This window comes from Massilia aurea, assembly GCF_014200505.1.
In the GTDB taxonomy this organism is placed as follows: domain Bacteria; phylum Pseudomonadota; class Gammaproteobacteria; order Burkholderiales; family Burkholderiaceae_D; genus Telluria; species Telluria aurea_B.
In genome coordinates this window covers 1,994,320-2,014,079 of sequence record NZ_JACHBX010000001.1, presented here as the reverse complement: position 1 = coordinate 2,014,079, position 19,760 = coordinate 1,994,320, and the positions used below count along the sequence as shown (strand labels likewise).

Sequence of the window (19,760 nt, the reverse complement as noted above, 5' to 3'; positions counted from 1 at the left end):
CTCATGTTGTACTGGCTGGCCCTTGGCCTTGGCGGGCTGCTGGCCTTTCGCGTGCCCGGTGTCGGCTTCGCGCTGGGCATCGGCGCGCTGCTGTATTTCGTCTACGCGATCGGCTATTGGCTGATGTTCGTCGTGTTCCTGCACACGCGCCCGCGCAGCCGCCTTGTCTTTGGCATGACCCGCCGCACCTTCGCGATTCGCCTGGCCATCGGCGCGGCCGTCGTGTGCATCGGCAGCCTGCTGCTGGGTTGGAAGGTGCTGGCCTGCATCGCAGCTGCGCTGCTGTGTTACTGCGGTGAGAGCATCTTCAAGGACCAGATGTTGACGGCGGCGCGTGGCTATACGGATTGATTGAGATTCATTGTCGGTAGCACAGTACTTACGCCGCACTGCAACACCCATGTTGTCGATTTGTTTACTTCCATGTTAGATTCTTCACGGCAAAAAGCAGCCACCGTCACCGCCGCCGACAGACAATCACAAGGAAGCCCACGACATGCCATTGACCCGCCAGCGCAGCACGCGCGCCCTCATCGCCGCCCTGTTCGTTCCCGCCATGCTTGCCGGGGTGGCCTTGCCGGCAGCAGCCGCGCCGGCGCCCGTCGTGCAGGCCAGCGCGAGCAAACCGGACGCCGCGTTCAACGTCTGGGCCGACCGCTTCGCCGAAGACTGGGTGCGCCTGTCGCCACAGACGGCCACGTCGACCCAGTACTTCAGCGGCGCCGAGCAGGCGCGCCTGGATCGCGAACTGACGCCGCTGACCGCCGCGCATCGCCAGAAAGCCGTGGCGCTGGCCCGCGAAGGCCTCAAGCGCCTGGATGGCTTCAAGAATGCCCCGCTGGATGCGACCCAGAAGATCTCGGCATCCGTCATGCGCTGGTCGCTGGACAACGTGATCGCCAACGAGCCGTTCGAAGACTACAACTTCGTGTTCTCGCAGTTCAGCGGCGTGCAGAATGGTCTGGTCAACTTCATGACCAACACGCACCCGATGCGCAACAAGCAGGACGTCGACAGCTACCTGGCGCGCCTGGACCAGGTGGGCACGCGCATGGACGAAGCGCTGGTGCGCGCACGAGGCGCCGCGGCCAAGAAGCTGATCCCGCCGCGCTTTATCCTCGAGCGCGCGCAATTCCAGGTCGACCACTTCCTCAAGCCCTCGGCGGCCGAGAACGTCTTCGTGACGTCGCTGACCGAGCGCAGCGCCGAGCTGAAGGACCTGACCCCGGAAGCGCGCAGCGCCGCCATCGCCCGCGCTACCCGCATCGTCGAGACGAAGGTGCGCCCGGCCTATGCGCGCGTGCAGGCCTTCATGGCCGAGATCCATCCGGCGACCACCGACGTGGCCGGCATCTCGCGCCTGCCGAACGGCGCCGCCGCGTATGCGCGCGCATTGGAAAACTTCACCAGCACCAAGCTCACCGCCGACCAGATCCACACGATCGGCTTGCGCGAAGTGGCGCGCATCGAGGCGGAGATGGACAAGCATTTGCGGTCGCTGGGTCTGAGCGAGGGTGGCATCGAAGCGCGCATGAAGCAGCTCGACGCGCGCTTCCAGCCGAAAGGCGAGGGCGATCCGCGCCCGGGCATCATCGCCAGCTACAACGAGATGGTGCGCGACGCCGAGCGTCGTAGCGCGCCGCTGTTCAACCTCAAGCCACGCGCACCGGTAGACGTGCGCCGCGTTCCGCCGATGACGGAGCCGTCGGCCGCCGCCCACTACAGCATGCCGGCGCCGGATGGCACGCGCCCTGGCATCTTCTGGGTGCCACTGGTCGGCCCGACGTTCCCGATGATCCGCATGCGCAGCCTGTCGTACCACGAGGCCGTGCCGGGCCACCACTTCCAGCTCGCGATCCAGCAGGAGATGAAGGATCTGCCGAAGTTCCGCAGCCAGCGCATCTTCAGCGGCGGCAGCGCGCACTCGGAAGGCTGGGCGCTGTACACCGAGCGCCTGGCGGTGGAGCAGGGCTGGTATGAAGGCGACGTGCCCGGCCTGCTCGGCGCGCTGGGGTCGGAACTGTTCCGCGCCCGCCGCCTGGTGGCCGACACCGGCCTGCACACCAAGAACTGGACGCGCCAGCAGGCGATCGACTACGGCATGGGTGTGCAGGAAACCGAGCGCTACATCGTTTGGCCGGGCCAGGCCAATGCCTACATGATTGGCATGCTACGCATCCTGGAATTGCGCCAGAAGGCGCAGACCGAACTGGGCGACAAGTTCTCGCTGCCGGCGTTCCATGACCTGGTGCTGGGCGCCGGGTCGGTGCCGCTGGATGTGCTGGGTAATCTGGTGGACAACTGGATTGCGGGGCAGAAGAAGGCGTGATGGCGGGCGTAGTGCGTTAGCGCGTTGTTGGTAGAGCCGGTGAGATGACGACATCCCCGCGCAGGCCTGGCCTGCGCGGGGATCTTTTTTATAAAGCGCGCAGGTCCGCCGGCATGTGGTTCGACCCGCAATTCTGCAGCGGGACATGCTGCGCATCCACCGGGCCGAACCAGTCATACACGCTGGCAAAACCGCCAGTGCGGAGGACCCACGCTGTCTTTGTTTTGGTGTTCATGACGATCGTGTGGCGAAAGCCATCTGCCACCTTGCTGTTGTCGCGGACCGCAACCCGGATGAATGATCCAGGATCGGTCATGTCCGGCGCTGTCGCTGCCGGAATCGGCGTTTTAAAACCTGAAAACGAGATGCCATAACGGGTTGATAGCGCATCGGACAAGGAGCATGCAACGGTTTGAGCGGAACACAGGATGAGGGCAGCGGCGACAGCAAGATGTTTCATGAATTGGTTCGTGGTAAGTGTTGGACGACTGCGTCGGCTGATTTGAAGTTTAGCGCAATCCAGGCTGGCAACGTGCCAATTTAGACACATTAAACTGGCTCTGCACCCATTTGCAATCCGGTGGATACCTTGTTGTGCCTGGAAAGCGGTTGACATGGGGCGCCGTCCTGATGCCGAAAATTGAAACCAGCGCTTGCGTATGCGTTATGCATCGGTCAGAAAACTTTTTCTCGACGCTGGAAGGTAACACCAACTTCCGAATCTGAATGTTCGTCTACTGAAGTTCAAACACCGATGAATAAAGCCATTGCGATATTACTGAACAACCCACTTAGATTCAAAAGTTATTTGTTCGAAATGATATTTCGCAAATGTAAATACATGTTGCATTGAGGTAAGGAATAAATCATACTTTTGTCTAAGACATTTAGATAAAAACCGAGGTTTCCATGTCGGATGTTTGCACAATTGCAGCAATTTCCCTTGATAGTGGCATTTCGAAGGAAGTGTTACGCAAGTGGGAAGAACGCTATGGTTTTCCTGTGCCAGAGCGAGACGCCAGCGGCCATCGGGTCTATGCAGCGCACCAGACGGCACGCCTCAAGCTGATCAAACGGCTGATCGACAACGGCATGCGTCCATCCCAGCTGGTGCCAATGAGTGAGGAGGCGTTGCAATCTCTGCTGCACGAACAGAGCATCGCGACATCAGTGCCTGCTACAGAATCCCAGGTAGTGAACGAGTTGATGATGCTGCTTGAGTCGCGTGATCGCACCGCGCTGGAATCCCGACTCAAGCAGGAGGTGGGACACCTCGGTCTGGAAAAATTTGTCCTGGAAGTGATGTGTCCGCTGAACGGCGCTGTGGGAACAGCTTGGGAGCAAGGAAAAATCGGCATTCGAGATGAGCATGTGTATTCAGAAATGATACAGAGCTTGATCCGAGAAGCGATATCACAGGTAACAAAACCCGACGGCCGCCCCCGCATGTTGATCACGACGCCATCCGGCGAGCTGCATACGCTGGGCATTCTGATGGTGAACGGTTTGGCGTCGCTACACGGCGCGTGCTGCATTTCGCTGGGCCCCGAGACGCCTGTTCAGGAGATACCGGTTGCCGCCGCCGATTATCGCGCAGATATCGTCTGTCTATGCTTTAGCGCAGCATTTCCAAAGCGACGGATTCTTCCTTATTTAAAAGAATTACGCAGCGTGGTACCGCAGAGCATGGAAATCTGGATAGGCGGCGCAGGTGCGACAGGATTGGACCGTTCGCCGAGAGGCATCAGGTTATTGCTGACCTTGCACGATGTGATCGATGCAGTGCGTAAGTATGGCCGGGCAAAGTATTCACAGCGATCAAGGCGGCCACCCAATCCACTGCCGTCGAATGCGGAACGCTGATGTGCAGTAATGACATGGCAGCGGCGGCCAAAACGCGCCAATGACAATGTAATGCAGCTCGATTGAATGACAACGCACTATCCAGGGAGACAGCCATGCGAACCAATATGCCAGTTACCAATTCCGAATACATCTTGAAGGAGACGGAAACGGTTGTTTCCAAAACTGACTTGAACGGAAATATCACGTACGTCAACCATGATTTCTGCAAAATCAGCGGATTTTCGGAAGAAGAACTGATTGGCTCTCCGCAGAATATCGTGCGTCACCCGGATATGCCGGCGGAAGCGTTCAAGGATTTCTGGAGCACGATCAAGGCTGGAAAAGCATGGACTGGCATGGTGAAAAATCGCTGCAAGAACGGCGATTATTATTGGGTCGAGGCCAATGCTGCGCCCATGCTGGAAGACGGCAAAATGGTCGGCTACACATCGGTTCGCGTCAAGCCGAGCCGGGAGCAGGTGGCTGCCGCTGAGCAGGCCTATCGCGCGATCAAGAGCGGCAGCAACGAATTCGAGGTGCACGGCGGCTCGATCGTCGCACGCTCCTTCTTTCGGCGCTTCGACTTGCTGGCGATCCTGTCGATCAGGTCGAAAATCATGCTGTCGTCCGGTCTGCTGACGCTGTTGTTCATGGCAAACCTGCTGTTCTCGGCTTCGGGAAACCAGCAATTCGACGCATGGTCGATCGCCGCGTCCACCATCGGCATCGTCCTGGGTCTGGTGTCCGGATTCCTGCTGTACCGCGCGGTTGTCGTGCCGCTGCGAAACGTCAAGCAGGATATCGAACGGATGAGCGCTGGCGACCTGAGCGCCAGGATCGACGCCAACGGCGATGACGAATTTGCGCAGATGATGCAAACCCTGCGCGTGCTGCAAACGAATGTGAAGCTGTTGGTCGGCCAGATCAAGGAAGCTACCGATGTTGTCAATATCGGTGCGGCGGAAATCGCAACTGGCAATGCCAACCTGTCAGCCCGCACCGAATCGCAGGCGAGTTCGCTGGAGGAAACCGCCTCGTCGATGGAAGAACTGACGAGCACCGTCAAACAGAACGCGGACAGTGCACGCGAGGCGAACCGACTGGTTGCGTCTGCCTCCGAAACGGCGATCAAAGGCGGCAAGGCGGTTGGCCAGGTGGTCGGCACGATGGGGTCGATCAGGGAAAGCTCGCGCAGGATCGTCGATATCATCGGCGTCATCGACGGCATCGCATTCCAGACGAATATCCTGGCCCTGAACGCCGCAGTCGAGGCGGCGCGCGCCGGTGAACAGGGCCGCGGCTTCGCCGTGGTGGCCGCCGAGGTGCGCAATCTTGCGCAGCGCTCTGCAGGCGCCGCCAAAGAGATCAAGTCCCTGATCGGCGACTCGGTGGAAAAAGTCGAGGCTGGCAGCAAGCTGGTTGACGATGCGGGCAAGACGATGGATGAGATCGTTACACAGGTGCAGCAGGTCGCGGGCTACATGAGCGACATCACCTCGGCCAGCCAGGAGCAAAGTGACGGCATCGAACAGGTCAACCATGCGATCACGCAAATGGATGAGGTCACGCAGCAAAATGCGGCGCTGGTCGAACAAGCGTCAGCCGCTGCCGAAAACATGCAGAGTCAGGCAGGAAAATTGACCCAGCTGGTCGACAGTTTCAAACTGGTTTCGGGTGCGCAGACAACGCGAGGTGGCAACGTGCAGCCTGCTGCCAGTGTCTCGACCACGCCGGTTGCACGCAAGCCTGTTGCCGCAATCCGGAAGGCAAGCACGAAAAGCGCTGTTCTCAGCCTCAGCGGGGCGCGCATGGAGGTGCCAGGCTGATTGATGTGCCAGGTCTGGCATTCTGACGCAAGCTCAATGCAACACGTATTCCAGTCAGACGGATACGGGTGCGTTACTGCCGAGGCGTGTCTGAATGTCAGATCTGATACCAATTCTTTCTCAGACCTGACACCAATCCTTTCCCTCTGGGTCGTCCGGTCCGCTCCATACCTACCGTGAATTTTGCGTCCCGGGTCGCGGCTGCTGCCAGACCCGGATGCGCAACACGCGCTGCGTGATTGCAACCGTCCCCGTAAACTCCCCGCAAAGTCTGCTGACCTGCAGACAGATCAGCCCGACAGGGGCGCGCGCGCTGCCCTGCATGGGCGTTTCCCCATCTCTCATGGTTGCTGGTTGTTAGCCTGGCATGACCTGTCTCAATGGTGTCGTACGAATGCAAATGATAATGATTATCGTTTACATGTCCTTACATTCCCGTTAGAATCATTGTTTTTCAAGCAGTGTTTTCACTCACTCACAGCAAAGAGACCGCCTCGCCATGAAAGCAATAACAAGCCGCAAGCATTCGTCCACCCGCAACCAGGTCATGCGCACCGCGCTGGCCGCTGTCCTGTTGCCGCTCGGCGCGCAGGCTGCCGGCATCGATGCAGCGGCCCCCGTCGACGTCGTTCCTGAAACTAAGGTCGAAATCGTCGGCAAATACGAAAACGCGTTCCGCGCCGAACAGGCGTCGTCGCCCAAGTACACCGAGCGCCTCGTCGATACCGCGCAGACGCTCCAGGTCATCAAGAAAGAACTGTTCGAGCAGCAGGGCGCCCTGACGCTCACCGAAGCGCTGCGCAACACGCCAGGCGTGGGCGCGTTCTTCCTCGGCGAGAACGGCAACACCACCACCGGCGACGCAATCTTCATGCGCGGCTTTGACACGTCGAGCTCCATTTTCGTCGACGGCGTGCGCGACATCGGCTCGATCTCGCGCGACGTCTTCAACCTCGAACAGATCGAAGTGCTCAAGGGCCCGGCGGGCACCGACAATGGCCGCGGTTCGCCGACCGGCTCGGTCAACCTGGTGTCGAAAAAAGCCAGCATGACCAACGCGATGTCGACCGCGATCACCGGCGGCAGCGGCTCGCAAAAGCGCGTGACGGCCGACGTCAACCAGGTGCTCGACGAAGAGCGCGGCATTGCGGTGCGTCTGAACGTGCTGGCCCAGGATGCGGGCAGCGCCTCACGCGACGTGGTCGAGAACAAGCGCTGGGCAATCGCGCCGAGCATCGGCTTTGGCCTGAACGGCGCCACGCGCGTGCATCTGGACTACCTGCACGTCGACCAGAACAACATCCCCGACGGTGGCGTCTACGTCATTGGCCTGCCTGGGTACACGAGCCCGGACCGCACCCGGCCGTTCGTCACGGACGGCAAGAAGGTCGATCCGAAGAACTTCTATGGTTCGACCGGCGACTACGACGACGTGAAGGCCGACATGGCCACCGTGCGCATCGAGCATGACTTCTCGCCGACGATGAAGCTGCAAAACACGAGCCGCTACGGCAAGACGTCGCAGGATTACTTGCTCAGTGCATTCCTGACCAGCGCCGCCAACCTGGGCACCCCGAACCCGGCCGACCCGAACAGCTGGACGCTGGCGCGCAGCATCCGCACCGGCAAGGACCAGGAAAATAAAATCCTGACCAACGTGACGACGCTGACGTCGCAGTTCGACACCGGGGCGGTCAAGCACACGCTGGTGAGCGGTCTGGAATTGACCAGCGAGCGCCAGACCACCTGGGGCCTGACGGGCCTGGGCACGCTGCCGGCCGCGAACATCTACAACCCGAATCCGAACGATGCGCCGACCACGCCCGTGAACGTGCACCGCACCGGCGCCTACAACGAAGGCGAGGTCGATACCCAGAGCCTGTACGTGTTCGATACCGCCAAGATCGGCGAGCGCTGGATCATCAATGGCGGCGTGCGGGTCGACCATTTCCGCGCTGACTACTCGACCGTGGCACTGACCAATAACGTGCTCGTGGCGAACCGCTTCAAGGTCGGCGACAACCTGGTCAACGGCAAGCTGTCGGCCCTGTACAAGCCGACCGCCAACAGCAGCGTGTATGCGATGGTGGCCAGCTCGAAGCAGCCGCCGGGAGGCAACTTCACCGTCTCGGGCAATGCCAACAGCGCGCAGAATCCGATCTACGATCCGCAAGAGTCGACCACCACCGAATTTGGCGGCAAGCTCGATCTGCTCAAGTCCAAGCTGTCGCTGTCGGGCGCGCTGTTCCGCACCGATGTCAAGAACGAGGTCGAGCAGGATCCGGTCAACCTGCAGTACTACCAGACGGGCGAGAAGCGCGTGCAGGGCGTCGAGCTGGGCGCAACGGGCGAACTGGCGCCGCACTGGCTCGTCAGCGCCGGCTACGTCTACATGGACACCAGCGTCGAACGTGGCCGCAACGTGACTGCCTCGGGCGAAAACAGCCTGACCTACACGCCGAAGCAATCGTTCACCGCCTGGACCTCGTATGATTTGCCATGGGGCCTGCGCATCGGCGGCGGCGCGCGCTTCTCGGACAAGCTCAAACGCGGCACCGACGGCGCCATCGGCACCCCGGCCTACACCGATTCGTACTGGGTGGTCGATGCGATGCTGGGTTACCGCTTGACGAAGAACATCGACCTGCGCCTGAACGTCTACAACCTGACCGACGAAAAATATGTCGTCGCGATCAATAAGAGCGGCTACCGCTACACGCCCGGCGTGGCGCGTTCGGCCAGCCTGACGGCCAATATCGGGTTCTAAGATCGGCTTTTGACCCGCGTGCGTTGCGGGCCGGCGAAGGGCGCTTGCGCTATACTCGCCGGCCATGCGCATACAGCTTTTTTCCGACCTCCACCTCGAACGGTACCCCGACTTCCAGCCGCAGATCCTGCCCGGCACGGACGTCGTGGTGCTGGCCGGCGACATCGGCTCGTACCAACCCGGCTCGCGCCTGCTCACGCAGGACTTCGGGCTGGAACGTTTTTCACCACTGCTGGTGCCTGCCCTGGCGCAGGCGCAGGTGCTGTTCATCCCCGGCAACCACGAATTCGACGCGCTCGACTACGACGCCACCTACGCGCGCCTGCAAGAAACCTGCGCGCGCCTGGGCATCACCTGGCTCGATCGTGAAATCGTCACCATCGATGGCGTGCGCTTCATCGGCACCACGCTGTGGAGCGACTTCGACGCGCTGGTGGAAGAGGGCGCGCCGCTGACGAAGCAGCTGCAGCAGCGCACCAAGGCCTTCCGCGCCGCAAACTACTACCTGAGCAAGAACACGACCATCAAGGATGGCGAGCCGGTGCTGGCCGAAGGCATCCGCGCACTGGCGCTCGATTGTCAGGCCTGGCTGCGCGCTGCGCTGGCCACGCCGTTCGAGGGCAAGACGGTCGTCGTCACGCATTTTGCCCCGAGCCTCGAAAGCGCCGACCCGCGCTACGGCAAGACACCCGGCACGGCCGGCTTCTGCAATTCGCTCGATGAACTGTTCAAGCGCGCGCAGGTGTGGATGCATGGTCACCTGCACTGCGCGAACGATTACGTGGTCGAGGGCCGCGACGGCCCGCTGTCATGGGGCTGCCGCGTCATCGCCAATCCGCTCGGGTATCTTAGCAAGGGCGAGCAGGAAGGGTATCGTCCGGCGCTCGTGATCGAGCTGTAGCTACTGGCGCGGCGGGGGTTCCTGCGACAGGTTCTCCATCAGCGTGTCGATGCTGTCCACCGACGGCGGTGGCGTTTCCAACTGCTGCTGCTGATCCGCGTACTCCGCATACACCCAGTCGCCACCGACGTTCACGACGCCGTCGGGCACCAGCGGTGCGCGTTCTGGGGCTTTGGCCAGCGCGACGCGCATGTAGTCGACCCAGATCGGCAGTGCGAGAGTCGCGCCGAATTCGCGTCCGCCCAGCGAGCGCGGTTCGTCATAGCCCATCCACGCCACCGCCACCACCGGACCGCTGTAGCCGGCGAACCAGCCGTCGATTGCATTGCTCGTCGTGCCAGTCTTGCCGGCCAGGTCACTGCGCCCCAGCTGGCGTGACGCGGCTGCCGCCGTACCCACGCGCGCCACGTCGCGCAGCATGCTGTCGGTGATGAACGCGTTGCGCGCATCGAGCACGCTCACCGGTTCCTTGCGGGCGTGTTCGTAGACGACCTTGCCGTCGCCGTCCTGGATGCGGGCGATCAGCCACGGTTCGACCCGGTAACCACCGTTCGCCAGCACCGTGTAGGCGCCCGCCATCTGCAGCGGCGTGACGGCGCCCGTGCCAAGGGCCATGGTCAGGTTGCGCGGATGGCGCGCGGCGTCGAAGCCAAATTGCGCCAGGTGCGCGCGCGTGTCGTCCACGCCGATCGCCTGCAGCATGCGCACGGTGGGCACGTTCCTCGAGCGCGTCAGTGCATGGCGCACCGTCACGGGGCCCTCGAACGTATTGTCGTCATTGCGCGGCGACCAGCCGGCAGCGCCGTTTTCGCCGCCAAGGTCGAGCGGCGCGTCGAGAATCGGCGTGCCGGGAAAGAACCCCCGTTCCAGGCCCGCCGAATACACGAACGGCTTGATGCTCGATCCGGGCTGGCGCCAGGCTTGCGTCACGTGATTGAACTTGTTCAGCCCGAAGTCGAAGCCGCCCACCAGCGCGCGGTAGGCTCCCGTACCGGCATCGACCGCGACGAAGGCGGCCGCCACTTCGGGCAGCTGCGTGATCGCCCAGTCGCCTTGCGATTTGCTCAGGCGGATGACGGCGCCGGGCGAGAGCTTCACGCCGGCTTTCGCAGCAGATGCCAGCGCTCCTGCAGCAAAACGCAGGCCAGCACCGGTGATCTCGATCGTCTCGCCGCCCGTGGTGGCAGCCCGTACGCGCTTGGCCGAGGCGCTGACGACGACGGCGGGCACGAAGCCATCCACGGCCGGGCGTTTCTGCAACGCGGCGGCCACCGCATCGTCCCGCGCGTCGCCTGCGGTCGGCAGCGCGATGCGCGCCTCTGGACCGCGGTAACCGTGGCGCCGGTCATAGGCAACGACGTTGCGGCGCACCGCATCCCAGGCGGCCTCCTGTTCGGCGGCGATGACGGTCGTCGTTACTGTGATCCCCCGTTCGTAGGCCGCCGCGCCGAAGCGCGTGTGCACGGCCTGGCGCGCGATCTCGGCGACCCACGCGGCGCGCCCGCCGTAGCCGGCGCCGTCACGTCTGAGGGTCAATGGCTCGGCCAGCGCACGCCGGTACTGCGGCTCGGTGATCGCTTTTAATTCGAACATGCGGCGCAGGACCGTCTGCTGGCGCTTCTTTGCCGCTGCCGGATTCGTGATGGGATTGCTGCTCGATGGATTCTGCGGCAGGCCCGCGAGCATCGCCGTTTCTGCCAGCGTCAGCTCGTTCAGCGATTTGCCAAAATAGGTGCGCGCCGCGCTGGAAAAGCCGTATGAGCGCTGGCCCAGATAGATCTGATTCAGGTAGACCTCGAGGATCTGGTCCTTGGTCAGCGCCTTTTCGATCTTGTAGGCCAGCGCGATTTCGGTGAGCTTGCGTGGCAGCGTCTTGTCACGCGACAGGAAGAAGTTGCGCGCCACCTGCATCGTGATCGTCGAGGCGCCCTGGCTGCCGAAGTCCGTGATATTGGCCTTGGCCGCGCCCAGTGCCCGGATCCAGTCGATGCCGCCATGCTCGTAGAAGCGCGTGTCTTCGATCGCCAGCACAGCCGTCTTCATCAGGGCGGGCACTTTCGCGATCTGCACGAAGTCGCGTCGCTCGGCGCCGAATTCGCCGATCAGCACCTTGTCGGCGCTGTAGACGCGCAGCGGAATCTTGGGGCGGTAGTCGGTGACGGCGCTGATGTCCGGCACGTCCGGCAGGATCGACGCGGCCACGGGCAGTGGGGCAGCAACGATCAACGCAGACAACAGCAAGGGCAGAAACGGGCGGGCAGGAATCATGGCAAGTGGTCAGGTAGGTAGTCAGGGCGTATTGAATGAATCGTTACGACGATTCGGTGCCGATCTTACGTCTGCCTGGCTGCGCCTGCTGGCTTTGAAACCGGGTATTACAACTTGCGCTACGAGGGTGCGCCGGGCGCTACCTGCTTCGATCTCCGCATCATTCCATCGGACTGCACACATCCGTTCCCGCCGCCAGCGCCTTGAGCTTGGCCGGATCGAGCAGCGTGACCTCGCGCTTGTCGACGGCAAGCCAGCCCTGTTTCTTGAAGCGCGACAGCAGGCGGCTGATGCTCTCGATGGTCAGGCCCAGGTAATTACCGATGTCTTCGCGCGACATGCGCAACTGGAACTGCGTGCTTGAATAGCCGCGCGCCGCGTAACGCGCCGACAGGTTGACCAGGAAGACGGCGAAGCGCTGCTCGGCGCGCATATTGCCCAGCAATAGCATGACGTTCTGCTCGCGCGTGATTTCCTGGCTCATGATGCGGTGGAAGTGGCGCAGCAGCGCCGGCACTTCGCCGAACAGCTCTTCGAGCCGCACGAACGGGATCTCGCACACTTCGCTGTCCTCGAGCGCAACGGCGTCGCAGTGGTGGGTGCCGCTGATCGCGTCCATGCCCAGCAATTCACCGGCCATCTGGAAGCCCGTGATCTGGGCTTCGCCGGCCGCGTTGACCTGGAAGGTCTTGAAGTGGCCGAAGCGCACCGCGTACAGATTGCGAAATGGCTCACCTACTTGATACAGGCGCTCGTCGCGCGCCAGCCGCCGGCGCCGGCCGATGATCTGGTCGAGACGCACAATGTCGGCGTCTTCGAGGCCCATCGGAAGACACAGCTGGTGCATGCTGCAGGCGGCGCAGGACTTGAGCGCCTGGATGTTGACGAGCGGTGTGGACGGGGAGGGTGAGGCGGGGATCATGGGGGTAGGCCGGCAGAGGTTCAGCCCCGATTATAGTCCCGCCGTCAGCTTTCCCCGTCAGTATCGCTCTGGCCCTTCGGTTCGGCCAGCTTCACGCCGCGCCGGGCCAGGCCTTCGCGCAGCAGAAATTCGATTTCCGCGTTCACGCTGCGCAGGTCGCGCGCGGCCAGGCGCTGCAGTTCATCCCACAGCGCCGGGTCGATCCGTAGCGCGAATGCTTTTTTTCCTGGACTTGCCATACTGGTCGGCCGCTAGTTGTACAGCGTGCCCGTGTTGATGATCGGTTGCGTTTCCTTGTCCGAGCACAGTACCACGAGCAGATTGCTGACCATCGCCGCCTTGCGCTCGTCGTCCAGTTCGACGATGCCGCGCTCCGACAACCCTTTCAGTGCCGCTTCGACCATGCTCACGGCGCCGTGCACGATCTTGCTGCGGGCGCTGATGATGGCTTCGGCCTGCTGGCGCCGCAGCATGACCTGGGCGATTTCGGCGGCGTAGGCAAGGTGGGTGAGCTTGGCGTCGAGCACCTCGACACCGGCCGCTTCGAAGCGCGCCTGCAGCTCGGTCTTGAGGGCGTCGGCGACGACGTCCATGCCGGCGCGCAGCGTGGTCTCGCCCTGTGGCAGGTCTTCGCCTTCATCGTACGCATATTGCGAGGCCAGATGGCGCAGCGCCGCTTCGGCCTGGATGGAGACGTAGCGCTCGAAATCGTCGACTTCGAACACGGCTTGCGCCGTATCGCGCACGCGCCAGACGACGGCGGCGCTGATTTCCACCGGGTTGCCGCGCTTGTCGTTGACCTTCAGCGTGGGGGCGTTGAAATTACGCGCGCGCAGCGACAGGCGCCGCTTGACGTACAGCGGGAAGGCCCAGCGCAGGCCTTCGCTGCGGTCGGTGCCGATGTACTTGCCGAACAGGGTGAGGATGGCGCTTTCGTTCGGCTGCAGCATGAACAGGCCCGTCAGACACAGCAGGCCGGCAAGTCCCAGCGCGACGGCACCCAGGAGCGGCAAGCCGGCGGGCGTTTCGACGCCAGTCTTGAACAGGTAGGCTGCACCCAGCAGGAAAACGATGCCGGCGCAAGCGGCCAGGTAGCCATTCGCGGACGAAAATGCCTTTTCGCGGCGGGTGTGCGATGCGTTCATGCTTGAACCTCTTCTGGGTGGGTGTGACATCAAAGTGATATCACTTTAGGATTGCCAGAAAGTATTGTCAAGCGATTTGGTGAGCGCCCTGAAACTGCCAGTCAGCGTTAGTCGGCCAGTCCCTTTTGCAGCAGCTCGGCCACCAGCGCATTGAGTTCGACGCCGCGCTCCTTGCTCAGCGTTTGCAGCTGCGCCACCAGGTCGCCATTGAGCTTGACGGCGAACGGCACCAGTCCCAGCGCGCGGTCGCGTTCGCGCTGTTCGCGGCGATCCGGTGCCGCATCTTTCGCTGGCGCGCCGACGACGGCGCCCCGGGCAGCCATCTGGCCTTGAATCTTCTTGGCGTCGCCTTTTGCCATGTCAGTCTTTTTCATCACGTGCCTTTAGTTTGTTGGAGCCGAATTCTACTCTCGAAACGGGCCGCCAACGGGAATTGGCAAGCCGCGCGCATTTGGTGGCATGATGGTGTGGCAGCACGACAGCAGGCGCGCCGTGGCGCAGCCTGCCCCCTGCAACCCCATCAGGAGACCACCATGACGCCCACCCAGCGCTTCGTGCAGGCGCGCGACTTCCTCCAGCAGCACCGGCTCGACTACGACACCGCTGTCCGCGACTACCAGCCCCCGCAGCTGTCCACCTTCAACTGGGCGCTCGACTTTTTCGACCACCAGGCCCGGGACAACCACGGCATCGCGCTGTGGGTCGTCGACGAAGACGGCACCGAGCACAAGATCACGTTTGCCGACATGGCCGCCCGCTCCAGCCAGGTGGCCGAGTACCTGCGCAACTGCGGCGTGCGGCGTGGCGACCGGGTGCTGCTGATGCTGCCGAACCGGGTCGAACTATGGGAAGTCATGCTCGCCGGGATCAAGCTGGGCGCCGTGCTGGTCCCCACGACGATGCTGCTGTCCGGCGACGACCTGGCCGACCGGATCGCGCGCGGCGCCGTCAGGCACGTGATCGCGCAGGCGTCCGAGACGCACAAGTTTGCCGCGCTGCCGGGCAGCTATACCCGGATCGCGGTGGGTGGCCCCAGTGAAGGCTGGCATGACTATGCCGCGAGCCACGCCGTGGTGAGCGTATTCGTGCCCGAGGGCGAGACGCTGGCCACCGATCCGCTGCTGCTGTACTTCACGTCCGGCACCACGGCGCGGCCGAAACTCGTGCTGCACACGCACCAGAGCTATCCCGTCGGCCACCTGTCGACGATGTACTGGATCGGTCTGCAGGCGGGCGACATCCACTGGAATATCAGTTCGCCCGGCTGGGCCAAGCACGCCTGGAGCTGTTTCTTCGCACCCTGGAACGCGGGCGCCACCGTGTTCGTCTACAACTACGAACGCTTCGCCGGCGCCGCGGTGCTGAACGTGATCGAGCGCTGCGGCGTGACCTCGCTGTGCGCGCCGCCGACCGTCTGGCGCATGCTGATCAAGGAAGACCTGGCGGCCTGCAAGCCGGCCCTGCGCGAACTGGTGGGGGCGGGCGAGCCGCTCAATCCCGAAGTCATCGAGCAGGTCGAGCGCGCCTGGGGCATCCGTATCCGCGACGGTTTCGGGCAGTCCGAGACCACCTGCCAGATCGGCAATTCCCCGGGCCAGCGCCTCAAGCCCGGCTCGATGGGCCGCGCGCTGCCGGGCTATCGCATCGCGCTGCTCGACATCGATGACGCGCCGGCCACCGAAGGCGAGATCGCGGTGGTACTGGCGGCCCATCCGGTCGGCCTGATGGCGGGCTACGAAGGGGACGCTGACAAGACGCGCGACGTCATGCGCGCCGGCCACTACCACACGGGCGACACGGCGGCGATCGACAGTGACGGCTACTACTTTTATGTGGGCCGCAACGACGATGTGTTCAAGTCGGCCGATTACCGCATCAGCCCCTTCGAGCTCGAAAGTGTGCTGATCGAACACGAGAGCGTGCTCGAAGCGGCGATCGTACCGAGTCCCGATCCGCTACGCTTGTCGGTGCCAAAGGCGTTCGTCACGCTGCGCGCCGGCGTTGCACCGAGCCGCGAGATGGCCGCCGCGCTGTTCGCGTTCAGCCGCGCGCGCCTGGCGCCGTACCAGCGGATCCGGCGCATCACGTTCCGCGAACTGCCCAAGACCATCTCGGGCAAGATCCGGCGTGTCGAGTTGCGGCGTGAAGAAGCAGGGCGGGGCGGCGGCGCGGGCGATGCGCTCGAATACCGCGAGGAGGATTTCCCCGTGTAGCGGCAGGTGCGTGGCGTTTTGGACGAATGCGGCCATAATGGACGCTCTCTTTTTCTCGTCCTTGCGCCACCCTGATGACCACCAAGCGAACCCCAGCCACGCCGGCTGACACCAGCACCGCCACGCTAGATAACGGCCCGTCGTACGAAGTGCGCCAGTCGCCCATCCACGGTAACGGCGTTTTCGCCAGGAAGCCGATCGCCGCGGGCGAGCGCATCATCGAGTACCGCGGTGAGCGCATCAGCTGGGACCTCGCGACCGAGCGCGCCGACAAGGCCGGCGGCCCGGTCAACCACACTTTCTATTTCAGCCTGGCCGACGGCCGCGTGATTGACGGTGGCCGGCGTGGCAACGAAGCGCGCTGGATCAACCACGCCTGCTCACCCAACTGCGAAGCGTTCGAAGATGAGGGCAAGGTGTATATCCATGCGATGCACGACATCGACGCCGGTGAAGAGCTGAACTACAATTACGCCCTGATCTACGAAGAGCGCCATACGCCCAAGCTCAAGAAATTGTTTGCCTGCCGCTGCGGTACGCCCGGCTGCACAGGCACGATGCTTGCGCCGAAGCGCCGCACCCGCACGCCAGCCGCCGGCAAATGAACCAAGCCCTGGCTGGCCTGGTCAGGCCGGCCCGCCCCATCATCGACCTGGAGCAACGATGAAACCAGTAGTTCGCAGCCTGCTTGAAACCGATCTGTATAAATTCACGATGTGGCAGGCCTTGCTGCACAGCCACCCGGGCGCAACGGGCGAGTATGAATTCCGCTGCCGTAACGAGCCGGCCTATCCGCTGGCGGAGCTCAAGGCCGACATCGAACGCGAGCTCGATCACCTGTGCTCGATGATGTTCACCGAGCACGAAGTCGCCTACCTGCGCGGACTGCGCTTCATCAAGGGTGACTTCGCCGACTTCCTTACGCTGTTTCGCTTCCAGCGCAAGTTCATCGAGGTGACGACCGACGGTCCGCACCTGCGCATCCGCGCCAGCGGCCCGCTGGTGCACGTGATGGGCTATGAAATCTTCGTGCTGTATATCGTCAACGAGCTGTATTTCCGCCGCTTCGACCAGGCCGAGGCCATGGAGGTAGCGCGTGCGCGTCTGCGCCAGAAGATCGATGAGCTGCGCGCCTTCGGCGAAGAAGCCCCGCGCGCCAACCCGTTCGAGTTCTTCGACTTCGGCGTGCGCCGCCGCTTCTCGGGTGAGTGGCATGACGAAGTGGTGCAGACGCTGGCGCGCGAGCTGCCGGTCTACTTCAAGGGCACCTCCAACGTCTATCTGGCCTACAAGTTCAACCTGGTCCCGATCGGCACGATGGCGCATGAATACCTGCAGGCGCACCAGGCCTTCGGCACGCGGCTGGTCGACTTCCAGAGCGCCGCGCTCGAGAACTGGGTGCAGGAATACCGGGGCGACCTGGGCACGGCGCTGACCGATGTCGTCGGCATGGACGCGTTTCTGGCCGACTTCGACCTGTACTTCGCCAAGCTGTTCGACGGCCTGCGCCACGACTCGGGCGATCCAGTCGTGTGGGGCGAAAAGGCGCTGGCACATTACGCGCGTCTGCGCATCAACGCGCGCACCAAGCGCCTCGTGTTCTCGGACGCGCTGACCATCCCCAAGGCCCTGAACCTGTACCGCCACTTCGCCGACCGCGTGATGACGGGCTTCGGCATCGGCACCAAGCTGACCAACGACACGCCTTTCCCCGCGATCAATATCGTCATGAAGCTCGTGCGCTGCAATGGCCAGCCGGTGGCCAAGCTGTCGGACGAACCGGGCAAGTCGCAGTGCACCGACGTCACGTATATCGCCTATCTGCGCCAGGTGTTCAACCACCCGGTGTAGCCGGGCGCAAGATTGTGTGAGTTTATGGCCGCTCCAGGCGCGCTATGCTGTTGGTTTCCCGCCATCGCCCAGGAGACCGCCATGCAGCAGCTCGCCCCATTCGCCATCGCCGTGTTGTTCGCCACCCCTACAGTGGCCGTCCATGCCCAGCAGGCCGACCAGACCACGGCAGGCGTCGAAGCGGCCGGGCGCTGGCTGGCACTGGCCGATGCGGGAGACGGCGGGGCTACCTGGCATGCCGCAGGCCAGGTCTTCCAGGCGGCAGTGAGCCAGAAGGACTGGACGGCCGCGCTCGATCAGGCACGCACACCATACGGTGCGTTGGCCAAGCGCACCCTGGCCAACGCGCAAGCCACGCGTACGCTGCCGGGCGCACCCGAGGGCGACTATGTCGTGCTGCAGTACCAGTCCAGCTTTGCCAATCGGCCGACGGCAACCGAAACAGTGATTGTGATGCGCGAAGCAGACGGCAACTGGAAGACGATCACGTACGTGATCCGCTAGCGGCTTCGCTGCGCCGCGAGGTTGATGCCTTTTTGGTCGCCGCCTTTTTTGCCGGTGCCTTCTCGCGTGGCTTTTCTTCTTCGTGCCTGAGTCGCTGCTGCAGCATTGCCAGCACGGCCGCTTCTTCGGGCTGCAGCGCGTGCAGGTCTTCGGCCAGTTTCTTTTCGGTCTGTTCGCGCATCACGTCCAGCGGTGCGCCTTCAAGGTAGGCGTCCAGCACGGCCGGGTGCACATAGCACTTGCGGCAGATCGTCGGCGTGTTGCCGAGCTTTTCGGCCACCGACTCGATCGCGCGCACGATGTTCTTTTTCGCCTGCGTCTCGGAGTCGAATTTTTCAAACTCCTGCAGGGCCAGCGCGGCCAGCACGGTGCCTGACCAGGTGCGGAAATCCTTCGCCGTGTACTCTTCGCCCGTGATGTTGCGCAGGTAGTCGTTGACGTCGCTGGAGTCGACGCTGTGCGTCTCGCCATCTTCGTCGATGTACTGGAACAGTTCCTGGCCCGGCAGGTCGCGCGTACGCTTGACGATGCCGGCCAGGCGCCGGTCGTGCACCTTGACCTTGTGGTACACGCCGCTCTTGCCGCGGAAGCTGAATTGCACGTCGCTGCCGTCGACTTTCACGTGGCGGTTGCGCAGCGTCGTCAGGCCGAACGATTTGTTGGTGCGCGCGTATTCCTCATTCCCAACCCGCATCATCGTCGCTTCGAGCAGGTAGACAATCGTGGCCAGCACTTTTTCGCGCGGCAGGCCGGGCAGCTTGAGGGCACGGTCGACTTCGTGCCGGATCGCCGGCAGCGCGTCGCCGAACTTGAGCATGCGTTCGTACTTCACTTCATCGCGCGCCGTGCGCCACTTTGGATGGTAGCGGTATTGCTTGCGCCCGCGCGCATCGCGCCCCGTCGCCTGCAGGTGGCCGTTGGCCTGCGCGCAGATCCAGACGTCCTGCCATGCGGGCGGAATCACCAGGCCCTTGATGCGCGCCAGCGTGGTCTCGTCCTCTACCGGCGCGCCATGCGCGTCCAGATAGCGAAAGCCGTCATTGACGGCCTCGCGGCGGATGCCGGCACGGCCATCGTGCACGTAGCGCAGGCCGGCCGCGCGCGCGGCGCTGGTGGAGTCTTTGGTGTCGAGTGCGTCGACGGCGTCAAGGGTCTGGCTGGGCATGGCTGTTTCGCGAATGGTGGATAT

Annotated in this window: 17 protein-coding genes; 10 read left to right on the top strand and 7 right to left on the bottom strand. The window is 63.1% G+C overall.

Annotation, left to right across the window (positions count from 1 at the left end):
* Nucleotides 1–3: 3 nt before the first annotated feature.
* Nucleotides 4–351: a hypothetical protein gene (locus tag HD842_RS08845; protein ID WP_183553213.1), complete on the top strand. Its 348-nt coding sequence runs from the start codon at nt 4–6 to the stop codon at nt 349–351.
* Between the two features lie 145 nt (nt 352–496).
* The gene (locus HD842_RS08840; RefSeq protein WP_183553211.1) at nt 497–2,329 is read left to right on the top strand and encodes a DUF885 domain-containing protein; all 1,833 of its coding nucleotides are present in this window, start codon (nt 497–499) and stop codon (nt 2,327–2,329) included.
* Nucleotides 2,330–2,417: 88 nt separating this feature from the next.
* Here the strand turns inward: HD842_RS08840 and HD842_RS08835 are convergent, their stop codons facing one another.
* Nucleotides 2,418–2,789: a hypothetical protein gene (locus tag HD842_RS08835; protein WP_183553209.1), complete on the bottom strand. Its 372-nt coding sequence runs from the start codon at nt 2,787–2,789 to the stop codon at nt 2,418–2,420.
* Between the two features lie 449 nt (nt 2,790–3,238).
* Here HD842_RS08835 and HD842_RS08830 point away from each other — a divergent pair, with 449 nt between their 5' ends.
* The 4 genes from HD842_RS08830 (at nt 3,239) to HD842_RS08815 (ending at nt 9,668) form a co-directional block, all read left to right on the top strand.
* On the top strand, nt 3,239–4,192 hold the full coding sequence (locus tag HD842_RS08830; RefSeq protein ID WP_183553207.1) for a MerR family transcriptional regulator: 954 nt from the start codon (nt 3,239–3,241) through the stop codon (nt 4,190–4,192).
* A 95-nt stretch (nt 4,193–4,287) separates the two neighbouring features.
* The gene (locus HD842_RS24270) at nt 4,288–6,000 is read left to right on the top strand and encodes a methyl-accepting chemotaxis protein (protein WP_183553205.1); all 1,713 of its coding nucleotides are present in this window, start codon (nt 4,288–4,290) and stop codon (nt 5,998–6,000) included.
* A 499-nt stretch (nt 6,001–6,499) separates the two neighbouring features.
* Nucleotides 6,500–8,767: a catecholate siderophore receptor Fiu gene (locus HD842_RS08820; protein ID WP_183553203.1), complete on the top strand. Its 2,268-nt coding sequence runs from the start codon at nt 6,500–6,502 to the stop codon at nt 8,765–8,767.
* 64 nt (nt 8,768–8,831) lie between these two features.
* On the top strand, nt 8,832–9,668 hold the full coding sequence (locus tag HD842_RS08815) for a metallophosphoesterase (RefSeq protein WP_183553201.1): 837 nt from the start codon (nt 8,832–8,834) through the stop codon (nt 9,666–9,668).
* Here the strand turns inward: HD842_RS08815 and HD842_RS08810 are convergent, their stop codons facing one another.
* The 5 genes from HD842_RS08810 to HD842_RS08790 all read right to left on the bottom strand — a co-directional run bounded on the left by HD842_RS08810 (nt 9,669) and on the right by HD842_RS08790 (nt 14,377).
* Nucleotides 9,669–11,936 (bottom strand): penicillin-binding protein 1A, encoded by a 2,268-nt coding sequence (locus tag HD842_RS08810; protein ID WP_183553199.1) that lies wholly within the window; start codon nt 11,934–11,936, stop codon nt 9,669–9,671.
* Between the two features lie 160 nt (nt 11,937–12,096).
* Nucleotides 12,097–12,858, bottom strand: coding sequence for a fumarate/nitrate reduction transcriptional regulator Fnr (fnr, locus tag HD842_RS08805; protein WP_183553198.1), 762 nt, complete (start codon nt 12,856–12,858; stop codon nt 12,097–12,099).
* A 44-nt stretch (nt 12,859–12,902) separates the two neighbouring features.
* Nucleotides 12,903–13,097: a hypothetical protein gene (locus tag HD842_RS08800; protein ID WP_183553196.1), complete on the bottom strand. Its 195-nt coding sequence runs from the start codon at nt 13,095–13,097 to the stop codon at nt 12,903–12,905.
* 12 nt (nt 13,098–13,109) lie between these two features.
* Nucleotides 13,110–14,003 (bottom strand): SPFH domain-containing protein, encoded by an 894-nt coding sequence (locus tag HD842_RS08795; protein ID WP_183553194.1) that lies wholly within the window; start codon nt 14,001–14,003, stop codon nt 13,110–13,112.
* A gap of 107 nt (nt 14,004–14,110) precedes the next feature.
* The gene (locus HD842_RS08790; RefSeq protein WP_183553191.1) at nt 14,111–14,377 is read right to left on the bottom strand and encodes a hypothetical protein; all 267 of its coding nucleotides are present in this window, start codon (nt 14,375–14,377) and stop codon (nt 14,111–14,113) included.
* A gap of 159 nt (nt 14,378–14,536) precedes the next feature.
* On the opposite strand from HD842_RS08790, the gene HD842_RS08785 reads away from it, so the two are divergent.
* From HD842_RS08785 to HD842_RS08770, 4 genes are all read left to right on the top strand, one after another.
* Nucleotides 14,537–16,216: an AMP-binding protein gene (locus HD842_RS08785; RefSeq protein WP_183553189.1), complete on the top strand. Its 1,680-nt coding sequence runs from the start codon at nt 14,537–14,539 to the stop codon at nt 16,214–16,216.
* Between the two features lie 74 nt (nt 16,217–16,290).
* Nucleotides 16,291–16,821 (top strand): SET domain-containing protein, encoded by a 531-nt coding sequence (locus HD842_RS08780; RefSeq protein ID WP_183553187.1) that lies wholly within the window; start codon nt 16,291–16,293, stop codon nt 16,819–16,821.
* A gap of 58 nt (nt 16,822–16,879) precedes the next feature.
* Nucleotides 16,880–18,067, top strand: a complete 1,188-nt coding sequence (gene pncB, locus HD842_RS08775; RefSeq protein WP_183553185.1) for a nicotinate phosphoribosyltransferase — start codon at nt 16,880–16,882, stop codon at nt 18,065–18,067.
* A gap of 81 nt (nt 18,068–18,148) precedes the next feature.
* A complete protein-coding gene (locus HD842_RS08770) occupies nt 18,149–18,571 on the top strand; it encodes a DUF4019 domain-containing protein (RefSeq protein WP_183553184.1) in 423 nt (140 codons plus the stop codon).
* Here HD842_RS08770 and HD842_RS08765 read toward each other — a convergent pair.
* A complete protein-coding gene (locus HD842_RS08765) occupies nt 18,552–19,736 on the bottom strand; it encodes a DNA topoisomerase IB (RefSeq protein ID WP_183553183.1) in 1,185 nt (394 codons plus the stop codon). The genes HD842_RS08770 and HD842_RS08765 overlap by 20 nt on opposite strands.
* Nucleotides 19,737–19,760: the final 24 nt, after the last annotated feature.

Excerpts from the sequence above, each read along its gene's own strand:
- HD842_RS08845 (WP_183553213.1), top strand. The coding sequence starts at position 4 with ATGTTGTACTGGCTGGCCCTTGGCCTTGGCGGGCTGCTGGCCTTTCGC.
- HD842_RS08840 (WP_183553211.1), top strand. The coding sequence starts at position 497 with ATGCCATTGACCCGCCAGCGCAGCACGCGCGCCCTCATCGCCGCCCTG.
- HD842_RS08835 (WP_183553209.1), bottom strand. The coding sequence starts at position 2,789 with ATGAAACATCTTGCTGTCGCCGCTGCCCTCATCCTGTGTTCCGCTCAA.
- HD842_RS08830 (WP_183553207.1), top strand. The coding sequence starts at position 3,239 with ATGTCGGATGTTTGCACAATTGCAGCAATTTCCCTTGATAGTGGCATT.
- HD842_RS24270 (WP_183553205.1), top strand. The coding sequence starts at position 4,288 with ATGCGAACCAATATGCCAGTTACCAATTCCGAATACATCTTGAAGGAG.
- HD842_RS08820 (WP_183553203.1), top strand. The coding sequence starts at position 6,500 with ATGAAAGCAATAACAAGCCGCAAGCATTCGTCCACCCGCAACCAGGTC.
- HD842_RS08815 (WP_183553201.1), top strand. The coding sequence starts at position 8,832 with ATGCGCATACAGCTTTTTTCCGACCTCCACCTCGAACGGTACCCCGAC.
- HD842_RS08810 (WP_183553199.1), bottom strand. The coding sequence starts at position 11,936 with ATGATTCCTGCCCGCCCGTTTCTGCCCTTGCTGTTGTCTGCGTTGATC.
- fnr (WP_183553198.1), bottom strand. The coding sequence starts at position 12,858 with ATGATCCCCGCCTCACCCTCCCCGTCCACACCGCTCGTCAACATCCAG.
- HD842_RS08800 (WP_183553196.1), bottom strand. The coding sequence starts at position 13,097 with ATGGCAAGTCCAGGAAAAAAAGCATTCGCGCTACGGATCGACCCGGCG.
- HD842_RS08795 (WP_183553194.1), bottom strand. The coding sequence starts at position 14,003 with ATGAACGCATCGCACACCCGCCGCGAAAAGGCATTTTCGTCCGCGAAT.
- HD842_RS08790 (WP_183553191.1), bottom strand. The coding sequence starts at position 14,377 with ATGAAAAAGACTGACATGGCAAAAGGCGACGCCAAGAAGATTCAAGGC.
- HD842_RS08785 (WP_183553189.1), top strand. The coding sequence starts at position 14,537 with ATGACGCCCACCCAGCGCTTCGTGCAGGCGCGCGACTTCCTCCAGCAG.
- HD842_RS08780 (WP_183553187.1), top strand. The coding sequence starts at position 16,291 with ATGACCACCAAGCGAACCCCAGCCACGCCGGCTGACACCAGCACCGCC.
- pncB (WP_183553185.1), top strand. The coding sequence starts at position 16,880 with ATGAAACCAGTAGTTCGCAGCCTGCTTGAAACCGATCTGTATAAATTC.
- HD842_RS08770 (WP_183553184.1), top strand. The coding sequence starts at position 18,149 with ATGCAGCAGCTCGCCCCATTCGCCATCGCCGTGTTGTTCGCCACCCCT.
- HD842_RS08765 (WP_183553183.1), bottom strand. The coding sequence starts at position 19,736 with ATGCCCAGCCAGACCCTTGACGCCGTCGACGCACTCGACACCAAAGAC.